Origin of the sequence: uncultured Salinicola sp. (genome assembly GCF_937921195.1) — a bacterium.
Lineage (GTDB): Bacteria > Pseudomonadota > Gammaproteobacteria > Pseudomonadales > Halomonadaceae > Salinicola.
The window spans coordinates 1-19,762 of the sequence record NZ_CALFQK010000047.1; the positions used below are offsets into that span (position 1 = coordinate 1).

The window sequence follows — 19,762 nt, forward strand, 5'->3', positions numbered from 1 at the left end:
ATCCAAGTGACGCTCATGGCCAAACAGCCGCCCCTCGCTGTCGTTCATCGAGGTCACTATGTTCCAGGCTGCCCGCCCCCGCGAGAGATGATCCAGTGTGGCGAAAGCGCGAGCCACGTGGGCCGGCTCGTAGTAGGTGGTCGAGCGTGTCGCCCCCAGGCCGAGTCGCCGGGTCTCCCCGACGAGGTATGAGAGCACGGGCAGCGGGTCCAGACGCGTCGCGTCCTGCGCACCGTGACGCAACGCCGTGTCGCGGGATCCGCCCATCTGGTCGCCCACCGCCAGCCGGTCGGCGAAGAAGAGGAAATCGAACAGTCCCGCCTCGACGGTCTCGGCGACCCGCGCGTAATACTCGGGTTCGAGATAGTGTCCATGCGTTTCGGGATGGCGCCACACCGCATGGCTGTGAACGACGGGGCCGGCCAGAAGAAAGGCCGACAAGTGCATCTGACGCGTCATGGCGTGACCCTGGTATCGTCATCGGCGTACGCCGCCAATTCGTCCCAGTTCACGACGATGAACGGCACCCAGGGGCAGATACCCGCCGACGCGATGCAGGCGAGAGCGTACTCGTCGACATCGGGACGCCGATGGCTCGCTTTGCGCGGCGAAGCGTGAGATGCCCGGAGATAGGCCCGCCATCTATCGAGCCAGGTCGAGGGTTGTAACAGATGAAAATGGCACTGGCGCATCGTGACGAGTATCCCGTGGCTTGAGATGGTGTCGAAGAACGAGCCCATTCAAGCGCTGAAAAGCCGACTCGACAAACAAGCATTTCTGCTTTGCTTTTTCCGTTCTTCTAGCAAAAAAATTCCGCTTCTTTATCGAAAAAGAGCCGCCTTCCGGTGATTTTCAATCCCTGAAAAGCAATCCGTCACGATTCATTTTGCACCCTTCACGTCTTTCGATAGCGTCGTCGCTATCAAACGCCATTCGAGCGCCGAGCGTTGTGCGTTCGATATCCATCGGCGGCGTCAGCGCCGAAAATCAAGACTCGGGGGCAACTTCACCATGCAGCAACTTTTCTTCGGTCATCGCCTCGGCTTAGGGCGCGCGCCAGTTCGATACCTGATCGCATCGTTGGCGGCGCTGACGGTGTTGCTGGCAACCCAGGCCCATGCCGACCCCTTGAAGGTCGGCGTCGTTTCCAACGGTCTGATCGTCGACTCCGTCCATGAGGCGGCAGACCTGGCAAAGGCTGAGGGGCTGGACGTCGAGGTCATCGAATTCAGCGACTGGGTGCTGCCCAACACCGCGCTGGCCAACGGCGACATCGACATCAACTATTTCCAACACGAGCCGTTTCTCGACAACGCCGAGAAGTCCCAGGGCTTCGATCTGGTGCCGCTGGCGTACGGCGTGGAGGGTCTCATGGGGCTCTACTCGAAGACGGCAAACCGCATCGACGACATCGCCCCGGGCAGCACGATCGCCATCGCCGATGATCCGGTCAATCAGGGCCGGGGGCTGCTGCTGCTACAGCAGGCAGGATTGATCACGCTGCCAGCGGATATCGGCTATCACGCCACCGTTTACGACATCGTCGACAATCCGCGCCAGCTCGATTTCGTCGAACTGCCGGGTCCGCAATTGGCCAGGGCCTATCAGGACGCCGACGCCGTCATCAGCTACCCCCACTACATCAAGGCCTCGGGCGTCACCAATCCGGCCGACGCGCTCATCTTCCATCATGATGACACGCACGCTTTCGCGCTGCGTTTCGTGGTCCGTCCAGACAGCGTCGAGAACCCGCGTGTGCGCCAGTTCATCCGCCTCTATCAGCGGGCGCCGGAAGTTCGAGCCTCGCTGCACCAGGCTTTCGGCGATGACACACTCTATCGCCTGGCCTGGCTGGACGCCGGCGGGATCGAGGATCGCGGTAATGTCGCTTCGGGGGTCACGCCATGACGGTCGCCGAGACCTTCTCCACCAATCGCCTCGACGCGGCGGCACCGCCGACGCTGGATGCCGGGAGCTCCCTCATCCGGATCGACAATGTCTCCAAGCATTATTGCACGCGTCATACCCGCGTCGAGGCGCTCGCGGAGATCGACCTCGACATCCGACGCGGCGATATCTTCGGCATCATCGGGCGCAGCGGCGCCGGCAAGTCCACGCTGCTGCGCGCGATCAACCGGCTCGAGCCGATCGACCAAGGTCGAGTACTGTTCGACGGCATCGACATACAGCGTCTGCCACCCCGGCAACTATTGGCCGCGCGTCAGCGCATCGGCATGATCTTCCAGCACTTCAACCTGCTCAATTCGGCGACCGTGGCGGACAATCTGGCGCTGCCGCTAAAGGCGGCGGGCATCAAGAACAGGCACGAGATTCACCGACGCACCGCAAGAATGCTCGATCTCGTCGGCCTCGCGGACAAGTCGGCGGTCTATCCTGCCCATCTCTCCGGCGGGCAAAAACAGCGGGTGGGTATTGCGCGGGCCCTCATGCTCGAACCGGACGTACTTCTCTGCGACGAGGCCACCTCAGCACTAGACCCCGAGACGACGGCATCGATTCTCGCCCTGATACGCTCGATCAATCGCGAGCTAGGCGTGACGGTAGTGCTGATTACCCACGAGATGGCCGTCATCCAGCAGGTATGCAATCGCGTCGCCGTGCTGGAAGGCGGCCGACTGGCGGAGTCGGGCCCGGTATGGCAGATCTTCGCCCGGCCACAGCACCCCGCGACCCGTGCTCTGCTCGCGCCGCTGACACTGGCGCTCGCCGAGGATATTCGCGAGCGATTGTCGCCCCACCCGATCGGCCGCGACGGCCAGGCGCTGTTGCAGTGGTCGCTGGATGGCAGCGAAGGCGACCCTCTGTCGCTGGCCGCCCTCGCCGACCGCTTCGGCCCCGAGGCGAAACTGATCCAGAGCCGGATCGAGCGACTGCAGGGCCACGCACATGGCCAACTGCTGATCGCCATCCCTGATGGTACGCTGCCGAGCGTCACCGCCACCCATCCCGACGTCGAGGTACTTGGCCATGTCGCCGCGTCTGTTTGAAGCACTCTGGGACGCCACCCTGGAAACCCTGCTGATGGTGGGCATCTCCGCCGCTATCGTGTGGGTGGCGGGCATTGCCCTGGCAGTGGTGCTGGTGACCACGGGCAAGGGGCAGATTTTCGCGGCACCGCGCCTGCATCGAACGCTCGGGTCGGTGGTCAACGCGGTGCGCGCCACACCGTTCATCATTCTGCTGGTGGCACTGATCCCGCTGACGCGCTTGCTGGTGGGCACGACCATCGGCGTGTGGGCCGCGATCGTACCACTGACCATCAGCGCCACGCCCTTCTTCGCGCGCATTGCCGAAGTCAGTCTGCGCGAGGTGGGCACCGGTGTCATCGAAGCCGCCCAGGCCATGGGCTGTCGCAAGCGCCATATCGTCTTCGACGTCCTGCTGCCGGAAGCGATGCCAGGCATCATCGGCGGCTTCGCGATCACCCTTATCGCGCTGATCGGCGCCTCAGCGATGGCCGGCGCCATCGGCGCAGGCGGTCTCGGCGACTTGGCCATCCGCTACGGCTACCAGCGCTACGACACGACGGTCATGGCAGCCGTCATCATTGTGCTCATCGCCATGGTAGGGGTCATCCAGCTTGTCAGCGATCGCACCGTGAACCGCCTGAAACGGCGTTGACCGGCTTGTCGACACACACCAGATACTGCTAGAGACACGCCAGACACGAGACAGCTCCCGGCCGATGCCGCACTCTTCAGAGACGATTGGCATCGCCTGCCAGGCGGGACGTGGCGCCCCACCACGCCACGACATATAACATAAATGCCTAATTGAATTACTTTTAATTCGATATAGATATTATAAATCGCTATTTTCCGTGCTCGCCGCAGGAATTTATATTCCCTGAAATACAAATCCAGCCGAGCCCGTGATGAACCTTCAGCAGCTACGCATCGTGCGCGAAACCGTGCGCCAGCGCTTCAACCTGACCGAAGCCTCTAACGCACTCTTCACCTCCCAGTCCGGGGCGAGCAAGCATATTCGCGATCTCGAGGAGGAGCTCGGCGTCGAGCTTTTCGAACGGCGTGGTAAACGCATTCTCGGCTTGACCACCGCCGGGGGCACCCTGCTGGAGACGATCGAGCGCATTCTGCTCGACGCCGAGAACCTGAAACGCTCGGCGCAGCAGTTGGCCAACCAGGACCAGGGAAGGCTCGCCATCGCTACCACTCACACCCAGGCCCGCTACTCTCTGCCGCCGATAGTCGCCCAGTTCAAGGAGCGCTTTCCCAAGGTGAACCTGGAACTCCACCAGTGCAGCCCATCGGAAATCGTCTCGCTGCTCAAGAGCGGGAGCGTGGATATCGGCATCGCCACCGAAGCCGTCAACGACGAAGGGTCGTCGTTCGTGCGCTTTCCCTTCCACCACTGGCATCACAGCGTCGTCGTTCCCGAAGGCCATCCGCTGTCACGGGTGAACGATCTGCGGCTTGAGGATATCGCCGATTATCCCATCGTCACCTACCACGAGGGTTTCACCGGGCGAACTCGTATCGATCAGGCGTTCCAGGCGGCGGGGCTGGTACCCAATGTGGTGCTCACGGCGCTGGATGCGGACGTGATCAAGACCTACGTCGAGCTCGGCCTGGGCATCGGGGTCATCGCTTCGCTGGCCTACGATGCCGAGCGCGATCGCGGCCTGGCCCTGCTCTCTGGCCAGGCGCTGTTTCCACGCAACACCACTTACCTCGCGCTGCGCCGTGGCCACTTCCTGCACGCCTTCGCCTACGAGTTTCTGCACCTGTGCAGCGATGCATTGGATGAATCGACGATTCAGCAGGCGCTGGGCGCACGATGACCCCTAATCTTGTAAAACGATAAGCATCAAATTTTTATTACTTTTTGTAACTAAAGCACGATCGATAGAGTGACTGTCACCGGCTCGGCGCACGGGCTCGGGTAAAACGACCGACATCAGGGGATCACATGAAAACACTCAAGACCTTTACCCTCGCGGGCGCCCTCGGCCTCTCCGCCTTCTCCGCCCTCTCCGCTCACGCGGAAAGCATTCAGCTGTTGAATGCCTCCTACGATCCGACCCGCGAGTTGTATCAGGATTACAACCCGCTATTCAGCCAGTGGTACAAGCAGCAGACCGGCGATGATGTCACCATCGAGCAGAGTCACGGCGGCTCGGGCAAGCAGGCACGCTCGGTAATCGACGGCCTGCCGGCGGACGTGGTGACGCTGGCGCTCGGTTACGATATCGACGCCATCGCCGATCGCACCGGCAAGGTCGCCGAGGACTGGCAGAGCGCCTTCCCGCATCACAGCGCCCCCTACACCTCGACCATCGTGTTCCTGGTACGCAAGGGCAACCCCAAGGGCATCCAGGATTGGGATGATCTCACCCGCGATGGCGTCGAGGTGATCACCCCGAACCCGAAGACATCGGGTGGCGCGCGCTGGAATTTCCTAGCCGCCTGGATCTACGTCCTCAAGCGTGAGCTAGGCGATCTCGGCAAGCTGGACAACCCGCAGTATGCCGATGAGGTGAAGGCCGCCAAGGTCGCCGCCGAGGAATATGTGGGCAATCTCTACCGCCACGTGCCGGTGCTCGACTCCGGCGCTCGCGGCGCCACCAACACCTTCGTGCAGCGCGGCCTGGGCGACGTGCTGCTGGCGTGGGAAAACGAAGCGTTTCTCGCCACGCAGGAACTCGGCAAGGATCAGTTCGATATCGTCGTGCCGTCGGTCAGCATCCTCGCCGAGCCGCCGGTCGCCGTGGTCGAGGGCAACGTCAAGAACAAGGGCGAGGCCGCCGAGAAAGCTGCCCACGCTTATCTCGAGCATCTCTACTCGCCCGAGGCCCAGGCCCTGGCAGCGGCCAATTACTACCGGCCGGTCAATCCTGAATACGCCGCGAAAGAAGATCTGGCACGCTTCCCCGATCTGGAACTGCACACTGTCAATGAAGTCTTCGGTGGTTGGCGCGATGCCCAGAAGACCTACTTCGACGATGGCGGCGTGTTCGACCAGATCTATCAACCCTGAAGATTCCCTTTCGACGACAGGACATCACGATCGCAATGAGCCAACGCCGATCACTGCTCCCCGGCTTCGGACTGAGTCTGGGCGTCACCGTCTTCACCGTCTCGCTGCTGGTACTGATCCCGCTGCTGGCTCTGGTTACCAAGTCCGCCGAGCTCAGTCTCGGCGAACTCTGGCACACGCTGGCGGATCGCCGCGTCCTCGCGGCGTTCCGGGTCAGCTTCTCCACCGCGTTCGCCGCGGCCTTTCTCAACCTCTTCCTCGGGCTGATCGTCGCCTGGGTGCTGGTCCGATACCCGCTACCGCTGAAGCGTGCATGGGATTCGCTGATCGATTTGCCGTTCGCGCTGCCGACGGCCGTCGCCGGTATCGTGCTGACAACCCTCTACTCGCCCAATGGCTGGCTGGGCCAGTTCTTCGCCGAGCTCGGCATCCGCGTGGCCTTCACACCGCTGGGAATCACCATCGCGCTGATCTTCATCGGCCTGCCCTTCGTGGTCAGAACCGTGGAACCGGTGCTGCAGGATCTCGATCGCCAGCAGGAAGAGGCCTCGACCAGTCTCGGCGCCTCGCGCTGGCAAACGTTTCGTCGTGTGCTGCTGCCGCCGCTGGTGCCAGCGTTGCTCACCGGATTTTCGCTGGCGTTCGCCCGCGGCTTGGGCGAGTACGGTTCGGTCATCTTCATCGCCGGCAACATGCCGATGAAGTCGGAAATCGTGCCGCTGCTGATCGTGACCAAGCTGGAGCAATACAACTATCCGGGGGCCACCGTCATCGCCCTCGCCTCGCTGGTGGTTGCCTTCGTCATGCTGCTGATCATCAACGGGCTGCAGCAGTGGACACGCCAACGCACCGGACGCGACTGAGGAACGAGTCATGAGCACGACCCAGAATATCCTGCGACCGGCCCCGCGGACCGGTACGGCGCCCACCGAGTCGATCCCGTGGGTGCGCTACGCCTTGAGCACGCTTGCGCTGCTGATCATCGCGCTGTTTCTGATTCTGCCGCTGGTGGCCGTACTGTTCGAGGCGTTTCGCGAAGGCGTCGGCGCCTACGTAGACGCCATCACCGATCCCTATACCGGCCACGCCATCCTGCTGACGCTGATCACCGCCTTGATCTGCGTGCCACTCAACACGCTGTTCGGCATCGCCGCGGCCTGGTGCATCGCCCGTTTCCAGTTTCCGGGGCGCAGCCTGTTGACCACGCTGATCGATCTGCCCTTCTCAGTATCACCGGTCATCGCCGGCCTGGTGTTCATTCTGATCTTCGGTAGCCAGGGCTGGTTCGGCGGCTGGTTCGCCGCCCATGGATTTCCGATCATCTTCGCCCTGCCCGGCATCGTGCTGGCGACGATGTTCGTGACGCTGCCCTTCGTCGCCCGCGAGCTGATCCCGCTGATGCAGGAACAGGGGTCCGAGCAGGAAGAGGCCTCGATCATGCTCGGCGCCAGCGCCTGGCGCATGTTCTGGACGATCACGCTGCCGCGCATCAAGTGGGGGCTGCTCTATGGCGTCATCCTCTGCAACGCCCGTGCGATGGGCGAGTTCGGCGCAGTCTCGGTAGTCTCCGGTCATATTCGCGGTGCCACCAATACCCTGCCGCTGCACGTCGAGATCCTCTACAACGAATATCAATTCAGCGCCGCCTTCGCCGTTGCCACGCTGCTGGCCGGGCTCGCGATCGTCACGCTGATCATCAAGTCGATCGTCGAGTGGCGCCAGCAACGTCAATGGGAGAACGCCTCGTCATGAGCATTCAGGTCAATCAACTCACCAAGCGCTACGGCGATTTCACCGCGCTCGACGACATCGATCTCGCCATCGACGACGGCGAGCTGGTCGCGCTGCTCGGCCCCTCCGGTTGTGGCAAGACGACGCTCTTGCGCAGCATCGCCGGCATGGAGTTCGCCGACAGCGGCAACATCCTGCTCGAGGGTCGCGACATGACCTTCGAACCGATCCGTCATCGCCAGGTTGGCTTCGTCTTCCAGCACTATGCGCTGTTCAACCACATGAGCGTATTCGAGAACGTGGCCTACGGACTACGCGTCAGACCCCGCGCCCAGCGCCCGCCGGAGGCCGAGATTCGCCGGCGGGTCCACGAACTGCTGGACCTGGTTCAGCTCGATTGGCTGGCCAAACGCTTCCCGACGCAGCTCTCCGGTGGCCAGCGTCAGCGCATTGCCCTGGCCCGAGCACTGGCGGTGGAGCCCCACTATCTGCTGCTGGACGAGCCGTTCGGCGCACTGGACGCTAGCGTGCGCAAGGAGCTGCGCCGCTGGCTGCGCCGACTGCACGAGGAGCTGCACGTGACCAGCCTGTTCGTGACCCACGACCAGGAGGAGGCGATGGAGGTCGCCAGCCGCATCGTGGTGATGAATCACGGCCGCATCGAGCAGGTGGGCACACCGGAAGCGGTCTACGACTACCCGGCCACTCCCTTCGTCTCGACCTTCATCGGCAGTGTCAACGTGCTTCATGGCACCCTTCGCGACGGCCACTTCGACACCGGCGGCTGGCAACTGCCGATTCCCAACGCCGACGCCAACCTGCGCTCGAGGAGGCAGGATGCCTTCGTACGGCCGCACGACATCGAAATCGTTCGCGCCCCCGACACGCCGTGGCCGGTTCGCATTCGCCACGTCCAACCCATGGGCAGCAGCTATCACGTCGAGGTCACACCAGTCACGAATACCGTCCAGGGGCCGCAGGTCGAGAACGACTACCTGACAGTCGAACTGACGCGCCAAACCTTCAAGACGCTGGCGCTCGCGGTCGGCGAGGTGGTCGGCATCCGGGTACATCATCTGCACTGGTTTCATCAGGAGACGGCGCCGGCGCTCGAGGAAGCTATCTAACGGATCACTGCCGCTGTCCGGGGAGCGTCGTGTGAATCCGACGCTTCCCGACACCCGCCGCGCGAGACGTCCTTATCGCGATAACCTCTGCAGCATTTCTCATTTATCGGATGCCGATCGGCCCTGCTAGTGTCGTATCACGCGAACACTTCCTTGGGATAAGAACCGTCATGCATATCGTCACTCTCGCCGGCAGCCCTAGCGCCAACTCCCGTTCCACCAGCATGCTGGACTACGTCAGACAGCGAATCGGCGCGTCAAACGCGCGGTTCTCGTCCTTCACGCTCGACGACTTCGATCCCGCCGCGCTCGTTCAGGGGCACTGGGACCACCCCGACGTCGCGGCGCTGCGTGACGAGGTCCTCGCCGCCGATGCCGTGGTTATCGCCACACCGGTCTACCAGGCCTCCTTCAGCGGCGGTCTCAAGCTGATGCTCGACCTGCTGCCCCAGGGCGCGCTGACCCGCAAGACGGTGCTGGCGCTGGCCACTGGCGGCAGCGACCACCACCTGCTGATGCTCGACTATGCGCTCAAGCCCGTGCTCTCATCGCTGGGTGCCCGCCACCAGCTCGCCGGCGTCTACGCCTCGCCGCTGCATATCGAGAAGGAAATGGACGGCCGCTACCGCCTTGGCGAGGAACTGCAATCACGCCTGAATGACGTCATTGACGAACTGATCGACGCCATCACCCCCGCGAGCGCCGAACCCCGAACACGCCACGCTGCCCGGCTCGCGCTGGCCTGACTCTCATCGGGACGCCAAGTGGCGTCCCAGACCTGGGGCACCGTTTCGGGCCATTCCGCGACTGGCGGCGCCAGTCTCACACGGCAGGTGATTGCAAAGCCGGCCTTCCTTCGCTGCCGGCACTCGCAACGTCAGCTTGTCGCGAAACCGTGGGTTGCGTCGCGTCGCAGCTGCTCGACCAAGCCGAACTCCCAGTCTAAATACGCCTGCATCGCCTCGCGCGGGCTATCGGTGCCCTCGTAGGGGCGACGGTAGCGGTCTATCGTCGGCGACAACGTTACGCCATCGCCGCTCTCGAGCGGCAGCTGCGCAACGCGCCAGGCTGCGGTGCCACCGGCCAGCACCCGGGTCCGGCCGGCGTCGGCGGGAGACAGATCCCCCCAGGCATAGCGGGCCAGCAGATCGCTGGCGCAGGTCAGCACCACCGATGTCGTGGCGGGTAGCCGCGCGACGTGATCCGCCAGCTCGGCGCGCAGAATCCACCGCGCTCCCGGCACATGGGCGCGCCGGTAGTTGGCGTGGCTGGTGACGTCGAGCAGCTCGATCTCGCTGTCCGCCAGGCGTTCGCGCAGGTGTGCCGGCGAGATCGTGGCGACCTCGGGCAGCGGCGGTCGCGGTAGGCGCTCCGCGCCAGTCTCGCTGAAATCCGCCGAGGTCAGGCCGTCGACGACGAAGACCTCCCATCCCATCCGCGCCAGCCAGGTCGCGCTCATGTTGGCCCGGGTACCGTCATCGTCGATTAGCGCCACGCGCGCACCGCTTACTGCGAGCGTGTGATCGGTCTCCTGCACCAGTTGCCCACCGGGTACCGAACGCGACCCCGGCAAGTGGCCCTGTCGATACTCCTCCGGCGCGCGCACGTCGACCAGATAGCTGGTGCGGTCAGCACCGAGGAAACTCTCTAGGGTATCGCGCGACAGCCGTTTCACGCCGGATCTCGCGGCGAGTTCAAGGGCACGCGCACTGGCCCTGGCGCGCAGTGCCGGACGCTCGCCGGACGCAAGCTCCTGATAGCGGGCGCGCTGGCCGCGAACAAGCTCGAACCCCTCGAGTGTCCAGCCGATGGTGCCGTTGCGCAGCGCACTGACGGGATTAGGCAGGCCGATATCGACGAGCGACTGTGCTCCGATCAGGCTGCGTGTCCGACCGGCGCAGTTGACGATCACCTCGGTGGCGGGATCCGGCACCAGCTCATCGATTCGCAGCGCCAGTTCGCCACCCGGCACGCTGACGCCACCGGGAATACTCATAGTCTCGAACTCGTCGAACCGGCGCGCATCCAAAATGGCGATATTCGCCCCCTTCTCGATCCGTGACTTGACCTCGATCGCGCTCAGCGAGGGCGTGCCGCGATGGTGTTCGACCCACTCGCCGAACGCCTTGCTGGGAGTGTTGACGTCGCGGAACAGTTCGCCACCGGCCTCCCGCCACCCTTGCAGACCACCGGCGAGTAGCGCCACGTCCCGATAATCGATCTCGATCAGCTTATCCCTGGCGCGCTGTGCCAGGCCCTCGCCATCGTCATAGAGGGTGATCGGCGTTTCCCGCCGGGGAATTCTCGCCAACACGTCGAGCTCCAACCGGGAGAGTGGCAGATTGACAGCGAACAGCGGGTGCGCTTCAGCGAAACGTGCCTCTTCACGCACGTCGATCAGCGCCAGTTCGCGCGAGTCGACGAGCGCTTCGCGAATGTCATGAAAATAACGTAGCGGCTGCGACATCGATATCTCCTGAGTGACAATTATTCGGCAATTCCGGCTTTCACAAATGCAGGCTCAAGCTTCACTATTTTCCAGCATCGGCAGGCCGAAAGGTGGAAGCAATCTATCAGGATTACATCGATGGTAACGGCAAGATTATCGATAACCTCATGACCCTATCGATAGCCATTGCGGACGAAAAAGCTCATCGACTGATGCCGAATAACACTTCGATGATTGTGATTTCTTTCTCCCTCGAAAATCGCGTTCCATGACCGAAGATCCACAGCGATGCCGTGCTTTCGACCCGAGGCCGGCGCCAACAATCCCTGAAAAGATCCGCGAGGAGATAGCGCATGAGTGTCCAGTTCATCGGCATGATCGGCCACCGGGAAACCTCCGAAATCCTCCCGCCGGGAGACATTATCTTCGACAAGCCGGTGATCGAGCGTTTCGCGCGCACCCACGAGGAGGCGGGATTCGACCGTATCCTCATCGGCTACTGGTCCGATCAACCCGACGGTTTCATCGTCGCCGCGCTGGCCGGACAGGCCACCCGCCGCCTGAAGCTACTGCTCGCCCATCGTCCGGGCTTCGTCTCCCCGACCCTGGCGGCACGCAAGCTCGCCTCGCTGGACCATCTGGTCGATGGCCGGCTGGCAGTCCATGTCATCAGCGGTGGCAGCGACGTTGAGCAGCGTCGCGATGGCGACTACGAGCCCCACCAGCAGCGCTATCTACGCACCGATGAATACCTCGACGTTGTCAAGCGCGTCTGGCGCAGCGACACGCCCTTCGATCACCAGGGCACGTTCTACCGTGCCGAGGCGGCTTACTCGGCGATCAAGCCGAAAGGCGATCTGCCCGTCTACTTCGGTGGCTCGTCGCCCATCGCGCAGCGCATTGCGGGCAAGCACGCCGATACCTACGCCCTGTGGGGCGAATCACTGGCGCAGGCGCGCGAGACCATCGCCAACGTCCGAGCCGAAGCGGCGCGCCATGGCCGCGATATCGAATTCAGCATGTCGTTTCGTCCGATTCTCGGCGTGACCGAGGCCGCGGCATGGCGGCGCGCCGAGACGATCCGTACCCAGGCTCACGAGCGGCTGGAGAGAGAAGGCACGGTGTTTCCGACCAAGACCGATAGTGAAGGCGCTCGTCGACTGCGCGACACCGTGGCCCGGGGCGATCGCGTGGACCGCTGCCTGTGGACGGGAATCGCAGCGCTCGTCGGCGGCAGCTACAACTCGACTGCACTGGTCGGCACACCGGCGCAGGTCGCCGACGCGCTGCTCGCCTATTACGAACTGGGCGTGACCACCTTCCTGATCCGCGGCTTTTCGCCGATCGACGATGCCGAGGAGTATGGCCGAGAGCTCATCCCACTGGTCAGGCAGCGCGTCGCCGAGCGCGAGGCCCAGGCGCAGGCGCAGGCGCAGGCGCAGGCGCAGCCAGCTTGATGTCACGATCAGCGACCGGAAGGAGACCGTGTTGAATGACGCCTCTCGATGATGCCTTTCTCGCCGGCCTGACATAGCACATGGCCGAGCGCCGCACCATCCAATACTTATCCCAACGTCACCAAGGAATCTCCGCCATGCGGCCAGCCCACCGCCTGTTGTCACGCTTACTGACCTTTGCCGTCGTCCTGCTCCCGGTTACGATCCAGGCCGACCCCGTCACGCTCCGGATCGCCGACCAGAAGGGCAACATGCGTGCCCAGCTCGAAGCCGCCAAGGCGCTGACAGGCATCGACTATCGCATCCAGTGGTCGGAGTTTCCGGCCGCCGCACCGCTGGTCGAGGCGCTCAACGCCGGTGCGGTCGACGCCGGGATCATCGGTGATGCCCCGCTCGTCTTCGCACTCGCCGCAGGCGCCGAGGTCAAGGCCATCGCGGTCGACAAATCCAATCCCTACGGCACCGCCGTGATCGCCAACGGCGATTCCGATATCAAGAAACCCGCTGATCTCGCGGGCAAACGGATCGCCGTCGGACGCGGTTCGATCGGCCACCTGGTAGCGCTGAAGGCGCTCGAGAGCGCGGGACTTTCCGCAGAGGACGCCGAACTGCGCTTCATGGGACCGGTGGACGCGCGCATCGCGCTGGCCAACGGCTCGGTGGACGCCTGGGGCACCTGGGAGCCCTACACGAGCTATGCCGAACTGGAGGATGGTGCCAGCGTCGTCGCGCCCGGCAATGGCCTGATATCCGGCAACAGTTTCGTCGCGGCGACCGACGCAGCGATCGCCGATCACGCCAAACGGGCCGCTCTCCAGGACTATCTCGCTCGTCTGCAGCAGGCACAGATCTGGTCTTATCAACACATCGACGAGTACGCACGCAAGCTCGCCGAGATCATCGGCTTCCCGGAAACGGTGGCACGCCAGCAGTACGTGCGCCGCGAGCTGCATTGGGAAGCGATCGACGATGCCACTCGTGAGGCGCAGCAGCAGACCGCCGACTTCTATCACCGTGCCGGCCTGATTCCCAAACCGCTCGACGTCGCTCAGACCTTCGATACAAGCTTTTCACTGCCAGCGGGTGACGCCCGCTAGCGCCGCAGCTCTCATCCCCCATCCCCTAAAGCCAGGGAGTATTCGACCTTGCCACGCTTGAAACGATTCACCCGACTGCTGTCGTCACTCGTCGCCATCTCCGCCCTGGCTGGCGGCATGGTCACTGTCGCCCAGGCCAGCAAGACACTCGTCGTCGGCGATCAGGCCTACAACAATCTGTCGGTCATGGAGGCCGCCGGCATGCTCGACGATCTGCCCTACGAGGTGCAGTGGAAGCAGTTCAGCTCCGGCTCGCCGGTGGCGGAAGCACTCAACACCGGCAACATCGACATCGGTTTCGTCGGCGATGCCCCCCCGCTGTTTCTCGGTGCGCTGGGAGGCGATTTCAACATCATCGGCGTTTCACGTCAGAACCTGGATGGCGTCGCCATCGTGGTACGCGGTGACTCGACGATCCACTCGCTGGCGGACCTGCGCGGCAAACGCATCGCGATCTGGCGCGGCTCGTGGAGTCAGCAACTGCTGTTCAACGCGCTGGCAAAGGCCGGCATTCCTCGCGATGCGGTAGAGTTGCGCTATCTGGACGCGCTCGACGCCTCGCATGCGCTCGACAGTGGCGCGGTCGATGCCATCGGCTCATGGGACCCCTACGTCATACAGCTTGAACGTCGCGGCGCCCGCGTCCTGACCACCGCCGAGGGATTGATTCCGGCACAGAGCTTCATCATTGCCAGCGACAGCGCCATCGGCGACAAGCGCGCGATCATCGGCGATTTCCTGCAACGGGTGCAGCGGGCCCGCGCCTGGTCGCTGGACGATCCCGGCCATACCGATGTCTACGCCGAAGCCTGGGCCGGCAAGACACGCGCAGACCCCGATATCGCCAAGGCGTGGTTTGCCCGCTCCCGGACCCGCGTCGAGCCGATCACGCCAGCGGCGATCGATGGCGCCCAGCAGACGGTCGACTTCTTCGCCGGTATCGGCCTGATCGATACCTACGACGTCTCGCGACTGTTCGACGACGCCTTTACCCGCGCGCTCCGCGACAACACCCATACCGACACGGCGTCGACCGCCGACACGACACGCTGAGCCCCAGACGAGACGCGCCGATGGCATCGATCGCCCTCGGCGCATCTCAGCTTCAATTAAAATCACGAAAAGCTCTGCGTGATTTGCTTATCAGTGTCCATGTCTCGCTACATATCCAATTCTTTATTTCTCATTTCACTAGCACGATCGGACGCTGTTACTTTCTTCAATACTGCACGACATCATTGTCCGTATCCGAGGAAAATAGCGATGGTTCCGATCAATCGACGCACACTGGATCGCGTCCTTCCGTGGCTGGTTCCCGTTGCCATATTACTGATTTGGCAACTGGCGGTATCCGCCGGTTTCATCTCCAGCCGCGTGATGCCGTCGCCATCGGCCGTGCTCGAAGCCGGCTGGGAACTTTCCCGCAACGGCGAGCTCTTTCATCATCTCTTGATCAGTTTCCAGCGGGCTGCTTTCGGCTTTCTGATCGGTGGCAGCATCGGACTGCTTCTCGGCATGATCAGTGGCCTTTCGTGGTGGGGCGAGAAGCTCCTCGATAGCACCGTGCAGATGGTACGCAATGTCCCCCATCTGGCGCTGATTCCGCTGGTCATCCTGTGGTTCGGCATCGACGAGACCGCGAAGATCTTTCTGGTCGCCCTAGGCACCGCCTTTCCCATCTACCTGAACACCTTTCACGGCATTCGCAGCATCGATCCCGATCTCATGGAGATGGCCAGAAGCTACGGTCTCTCGGGTCGGGCCCTGTTCACCAACGTCGTGCTACCCGGCGCCATGCCTTCCATTCTCGTGGGAGTCCGTTACTCGCTTGGCCTGATGTGGTTGACACTCATCGTCGCGGAAACCATCTCGGCGAACTCCGGTATCGGTTATCTGGCCATGAACGCCCGCGAATTCCTGCAAACCGACGTCGTGGTTCTGGCTATCGTTCTCTACGCCATTCTCGGCAAGCTGGCCGACGAGTCGGCACGCTTTCTCGAGCGCCGCTGGTTGCGCTGGAACCCCGCTTACACACAAGGAGCCGTACGATGAGCGTCGCCACTGTAACTCGAAAACGCCACGCTATCGCTGACGACATTGCTGACTCAACTTCACAAATTCGCCGCTCGGCGGACCAGCATGGCACCGCCTTGGCGCTGAACGACGTCGGCAAGCAATTTGGCGAATTGGAAGTGCTCAAGGAAATCGACCTTCACGTCCCGGCCGGCCAGTTCGTCGCCATCGTCGGTCGTAGTGGCTGCGGCAAAAGTACATTACTGCGCATGCTGGCTGGACTCGAATCAATTTCACGCGGGGAGATTGCCGTCGGTGACGTCACGCTCGATTCGCGCACGGACGATACCCGCCTGATGTTCCAGGATGCGCGCCTGCTCCCCTGGAAGAGCGTGCTGCACAACGTTGGGTTAGGGCTCAATGGTGACTGGAAACCTCGCGCCCAAGAAGCGCTGCGCGAGGTTGGGCTTGTCGAAAAGGCCGATGTGTGGCCGGCGCAGCTTTCCGGTGGACAGCAACAGCGGGTGGCGCTGGCCAGGGCATTGATTCACCAGCCCAGGTTACTGCTGCTCGATGAGCCGCTCGGTGCTCTCGATGCGCTGACGCGCCTAGAGATGCAGGCGTTGATCGAGCGACTGTGGCAACAGCACGGTTTTACCGTGCTGCTGGTGACGCACGATGTTCCGGAGGCGGTTCAATTGGCCGATCGCGTGATCGTCCTCGAACAGGGTCGTATCGGGATGGATCTCGAGATTCCATTGCCCCGCCCCAGAGAACCCTCTTCACCGGGCGCTTCGGACCTCGAAACGCAGGTTCTGCGCAAAGTACTGGGGCAATCCACCACCGACCACACCACTGCCGACGCACCTCGTCGTCAGGTAACGGCGAGCGTCTCATGAATTCGCTCGCTATCGAACGGCGCGAAAGCGCCCTTACGCCCTTGACGACTTTCGTTCGAAACGTGACGGAGATCGTGGAAAACGAGGTGGAAGATACGGCACTCGTGGGTCGTCTGACGCCCCATTTGTCTCGCTTGATCGAGCACGACGACTGGCTGCCGGAGGCCTTTGCACAACCGCACCCAGAGTACTACCAGCAGTACCTGCTCCACTGCGATCCGCTGGAACGATTCTCTGTCGTGAGTTTCGTCTGGGGCCCCGGACAAAAGACGCCGATTCACGATCATACGGTGTGGGGTCTTATCGGCATGTTACGCGGCGCCGAGATCTCGACACCCTACCGCAGCGAAGCCGGCACGTTGATCCGCGGCGAGCCGGTCAGGCTAACCGCTGGCGACGTCGAACCTCTGCTGCCGGAGAGCGGTGACATCCACCAAGTCGAGAATGCATTCCAGGACCAGGTCTCGATCAGCGTGCATGTCTACGGCGCCAATATCGGCAAGGTGCAACGACACGTTTTCGATCGTGTCACCAGAGTGCGCAAGCGATTTGTCTCTGGTTTTTCGGCATCGATCACACCCAATCTCTGGGAATGACGACTCGACTTCCGTCATGTTTCCCGAAAGACCCTATTGCGGCGACAGCATTCAAAGCCCTTCTGCATTCCGACGACAATCCCTAAGAGGTTACTGCTCCCATGCACGTCTCATTCCGGTCACTACTGGCCGGCCTCGTTGCCATTACCTTGACCACTACTACACTCTCCAGCCAAGCGGACGACGAAGTGCGTATCGGCTATCAGCGCTCGTCGACCCTGATGGGGCTGATACGTGACAGTGGCGTGCTGGACGATCGCCTCGCGCAGCAGGGCGTAGACATTCGCTGGCATGAATTCACCAGCGGACTGCCCATGCTCGAAGCGCTCAACTTGGGCGATCTGGATCTCAGCGCGGACGTGGCCGACACCGTGCCGATCTTTGCCCAAGCCGCCAACGCCGATCTGACGTTCTACGCCACCGAGGCGCCATCACCGGCCGGTCAGGCGATGATCGTGCACGCCGACAGCAGTATCGACAGTGTCGCCGACCTGCAAGGCAAGCGCATCACAGTCACTCGCGGCGCCGGGAATCACTACCTGCTGCTGGCCGCGCTAAATCGCGCCGGGCTTACACTCGATGACGTCCAAGTCTCCTATCTAACACCCTCGGACGCCCGCGCAGCCTTCGTGCAGAAGAACGTCGATGCCTGGATCGCCTGGGAGCCCTATCTCTCCACGGCACGTGCCCAAGACGACACCCGCACGATAGTGGATGGCAGCGATGGCCTCGCAAACTATACCCGCTTCTATCTCGCCGCCACGCCTTACGCCGAGTCCCATCCGGGAGTCGTTAGAACCGTTTATCGCACGCTGAAGGAGACCGGCGACTGGGTGCGCACCCATCGCGACGAGGCAGCCCAACGCCTGAGTCCGATCTGGGGAGGTATCGAACCCCAGATCATCGAAGCGGCACTCGGCAATCGCAGTTATCAGGTCGAGCCGGTATCGACGTCCCAATTCGAGGCGCAACAGAAAATCGCGGACGCCTTCTTCGAGGCCGGCGTACTGCCGCGCGAGGTCGATACGCACAATGCACACATTTACGAGCCCACGAATCAGGAGAAGTGATCATGACCACGTCATCCAACGATGCAGCGTCCAAACTCAAGGTGCTCTGGTTTCTACCGACTCATGGCGATGGCCATTACCTGGGAACCTCGAAGGGTGGCCGTAACGTCGATATCAACTATCTCCGTCAGATCGCACAATCCGCGGACCAACTAGGATACTACGGCGTACTGCTGCCGACGGGGAGAAGCTGCGAGGACTCCTGGGTCGTGGCCTCGGCGCTGGCCCCGCTGACGCAGCGGCTGCGCTTTCTGGTCGCGGTCAGGCCGGGACTGCAGTCGCCCGCCGTTGCCGCACGGATGACCGCGACGCTGGACCGCATTTCCGGCGGCCGCCTGCTGATCAATGTGGTGACCGGCGGCGATCCGGTCGAGAACCGCGGCGATGGCATTTTCCTCGACCACGCCGAGCGCTACGAGGTGACCCACGAATTTCTCGACGTCTACCAGCGCCTGCTGGCTGGCGAGACCGTCAATCACGACGGCAAGCATCTGCACATTGAGGAGGGCAAGCTGATCTTCCGGCCGGTGACGCCCAATGGTCCCCCGCTCTACTTCGGCGGCTCCTCCCAGCCGGCGATCGACGTCGCCGCCAGAACGGTCGACAAGTACCTGACCTGGGGCGAGCCCCCAGCGCAGGTCGCCGAGAAGATCGCCACCGTGCGCGAGGCGGCAGCCAAGGTTGGCCGCGATGTGACTTTCGGCATTCGTCTGCATGTCATCGTCAGAGAGACCGACGAGGAGGCGTGGCACGCTGCCGACAAGCTGATTTCTCATCTCGACGACGACACCATTGCTGCCGCACAAAAGGTCTTCTCACGCATGGACTCCGTCGGCCAATCGCGCATGGCGAAACTGCATCGGGGCGATCGCAGCAACCTCGAGATCAGCCCCAATCTATGGGCCGGCGTGGGGTTGGTCCGAGGTGGGGCGGGTACCGCGCTGGTCGGTAGCCCGAAAACCGTTGCCGAACGCATGCGCGAGTACCAGCAGCTCGGCATCGACACCTTCATCATGTCGGGCTATCCGCACCTCGAGGAAGCTTGGCGTTTTGGCGAATCGGTGCTGCCGCTTTTGCCGCTGGAGACCAACATCAATGCATCCGATATCGCAGTCAACATGGGTCCTTTCGGGGAGACGATCGCCAATGTCGAACGGCCCAAGGCCACGTCCAGTTCATGACATGACTCATGACCGGAAAAACGATGCGTGACGGGAAACCATTGAGCCGCTTCGGCGGCTTTTTCTATACATCACGCCTCATTTATTTTTACTCTAAAACGATTTCACCAGACAAAAGAAACGA

At 62.6% G+C, this 19,762-nt stretch carries 20 protein-coding genes; 17 read left to right on the forward strand and 3 right to left on the reverse strand.

The genetic code is table 11. The annotated features are described in order from the left end of the window. Both Q0602_RS04050 and Q0602_RS04055 read right to left on the reverse strand, forming a co-directional pair. A partial coding sequence (locus tag Q0602_RS04050) for an LLM class flavin-dependent oxidoreductase (protein ID WP_298839322.1) occupies positions 1-459 on the reverse strand: 459 nt, incomplete at its 3' end. Continuing rightward, positions 456-692, reverse strand: coding sequence for a hypothetical protein (locus Q0602_RS04055; protein ID WP_298839324.1), 237 nt, complete (start codon positions 690-692; stop codon positions 456-458). The genes Q0602_RS04050 and Q0602_RS04055, both read right to left, overlap by 4 nt. Positions 693-1,011: 319 nt before the next feature. On the opposite strand from Q0602_RS04055, the gene Q0602_RS04060 reads away from it, so the two are divergent. The 9 genes from Q0602_RS04060 (at position 1,012) to ssuE (ending at position 9,622) form a co-directional block, all read left to right on the forward strand. Next, a complete protein-coding gene (locus Q0602_RS04060; protein WP_298839326.1) occupies positions 1,012-1,908 on the forward strand; it encodes a MetQ/NlpA family ABC transporter substrate-binding protein in 897 nt (298 codons plus the stop codon). Next, on the forward strand, positions 1,905-3,008 hold the full coding sequence (locus Q0602_RS04065; RefSeq protein WP_298839328.1) for a methionine ABC transporter ATP-binding protein: 1,104 nt from the start codon (positions 1,905-1,907) through the stop codon (positions 3,006-3,008). The genes Q0602_RS04060 and Q0602_RS04065 overlap by 4 nt, the downstream gene beginning before the upstream one ends. Beyond that, positions 2,989-3,642: a methionine ABC transporter permease gene (locus Q0602_RS04070; protein ID WP_298839330.1), complete on the forward strand. Its 654-nt coding sequence runs from the start codon at positions 2,989-2,991 to the stop codon at positions 3,640-3,642. The genes Q0602_RS04065 and Q0602_RS04070 overlap by 20 nt, the downstream gene beginning before the upstream one ends. 253 nt (positions 3,643-3,895) lie before the next feature. Beyond that, positions 3,896-4,822, forward strand: a complete 927-nt coding sequence (locus tag Q0602_RS04075; protein ID WP_298839333.1) for a CysB family HTH-type transcriptional regulator — start codon at positions 3,896-3,898, stop codon at positions 4,820-4,822. Positions 4,823-4,950: 128 nt separating this feature from the next. After that, positions 4,951-6,018 (forward strand): sulfate ABC transporter substrate-binding protein, encoded by a 1,068-nt coding sequence (locus tag Q0602_RS04080; protein ID WP_298839335.1) that lies wholly within the window; start codon positions 4,951-4,953, stop codon positions 6,016-6,018. 35 nt (positions 6,019-6,053) lie between these two features. Further along, complete coding sequence (gene cysT, locus Q0602_RS04085) at positions 6,054-6,881, forward strand: sulfate ABC transporter permease subunit CysT (RefSeq protein ID WP_149435850.1); 828 nt, start codon at positions 6,054-6,056, stop codon at positions 6,879-6,881. 10 nt (positions 6,882-6,891) lie between these two features. After that, entirely contained in the window at positions 6,892-7,770 is an 879-nt protein-coding gene (gene cysW, locus Q0602_RS04090; protein WP_298839340.1) for a sulfate ABC transporter permease subunit CysW, read from the forward strand. Beyond that, a complete protein-coding gene (locus tag Q0602_RS04095; protein WP_298839343.1) occupies positions 7,767-8,876 on the forward strand; it encodes a sulfate/molybdate ABC transporter ATP-binding protein in 1,110 nt (369 codons plus the stop codon). The genes cysW and Q0602_RS04095 overlap by 4 nt, the downstream gene beginning before the upstream one ends. Positions 8,877-9,046: 170 nt before the next feature. Beyond that, positions 9,047-9,622 (forward strand): NADPH-dependent FMN reductase, encoded by a 576-nt coding sequence (gene ssuE / locus Q0602_RS04100; protein WP_298839346.1) that lies wholly within the window; start codon positions 9,047-9,049, stop codon positions 9,620-9,622. A 131-nt stretch (positions 9,623-9,753) separates the two neighbouring features. Here ssuE and Q0602_RS04105 read toward each other — a convergent pair whose 3' ends face one another. Then, positions 9,754-11,343, reverse strand: coding sequence for a rhodanese homology domain-containing protein (locus Q0602_RS04105; RefSeq protein WP_298839349.1), 1,590 nt, complete (start codon positions 11,341-11,343; stop codon positions 9,754-9,756). A 335-nt stretch (positions 11,344-11,678) separates the two neighbouring features. Between Q0602_RS04105 and Q0602_RS04110 the strand changes: the two genes are divergently transcribed. The 8 genes from Q0602_RS04110 (at position 11,679) to ssuD (ending at position 19,638) form a co-directional block, all read left to right on the forward strand. After that, complete coding sequence (locus Q0602_RS04110) at positions 11,679-12,782, forward strand: LLM class flavin-dependent oxidoreductase (RefSeq protein WP_298839352.1); 1,104 nt, start codon at positions 11,679-11,681, stop codon at positions 12,780-12,782. A gap of 137 nt (positions 12,783-12,919) precedes the next feature. Continuing rightward, on the forward strand, positions 12,920-13,879 hold the full coding sequence (locus Q0602_RS04115; RefSeq protein ID WP_298839354.1) for an ABC transporter substrate-binding protein: 960 nt from the start codon (positions 12,920-12,922) through the stop codon (positions 13,877-13,879). 48 nt (positions 13,880-13,927) lie between these two features. Further along, positions 13,928-14,932, forward strand: coding sequence for an ABC transporter substrate-binding protein (locus tag Q0602_RS04120; protein ID WP_298839357.1), 1,005 nt, complete (start codon positions 13,928-13,930; stop codon positions 14,930-14,932). Positions 14,933-15,142: 210 nt separating this feature from the next. Next, positions 15,143-15,931 carry an aliphatic sulfonate ABC transporter permease SsuC gene (gene ssuC / locus Q0602_RS04125; protein ID WP_298839360.1) on the forward strand — a complete coding sequence of 263 codons (789 nt, stop codon included), beginning with the start codon at positions 15,143-15,145 and terminating at the stop codon, positions 15,929-15,931. After that, positions 15,928-16,791 carry an ATP-binding cassette domain-containing protein gene (locus tag Q0602_RS04130; protein ID WP_298839363.1) on the forward strand — a complete coding sequence of 288 codons (864 nt, stop codon included), beginning with the start codon at positions 15,928-15,930 and terminating at the stop codon, positions 16,789-16,791. The genes ssuC and Q0602_RS04130 overlap by 4 nt, the downstream gene beginning before the upstream one ends. Continuing rightward, entirely contained in the window at positions 16,788-17,387 is a 600-nt protein-coding gene (locus Q0602_RS04135; RefSeq protein WP_298839366.1) for a cysteine dioxygenase, read from the forward strand. The genes Q0602_RS04130 and Q0602_RS04135 overlap by 4 nt, the downstream gene beginning before the upstream one ends. 101 nt (positions 17,388-17,488) lie before the next feature. Continuing rightward, positions 17,489-18,457 carry an aliphatic sulfonate ABC transporter substrate-binding protein gene (locus tag Q0602_RS04140; RefSeq protein ID WP_298839369.1) on the forward strand — a complete coding sequence of 323 codons (969 nt, stop codon included), beginning with the start codon at positions 17,489-17,491 and terminating at the stop codon, positions 18,455-18,457. 2 nt (positions 18,458-18,459) lie between these two features. Further along, entirely contained in the window at positions 18,460-19,638 is a 1,179-nt protein-coding gene (ssuD, locus tag Q0602_RS04145; RefSeq protein WP_298839371.1) for an FMNH2-dependent alkanesulfonate monooxygenase, read from the forward strand. Positions 19,639-19,762 lie beyond the last annotated feature (124 nt).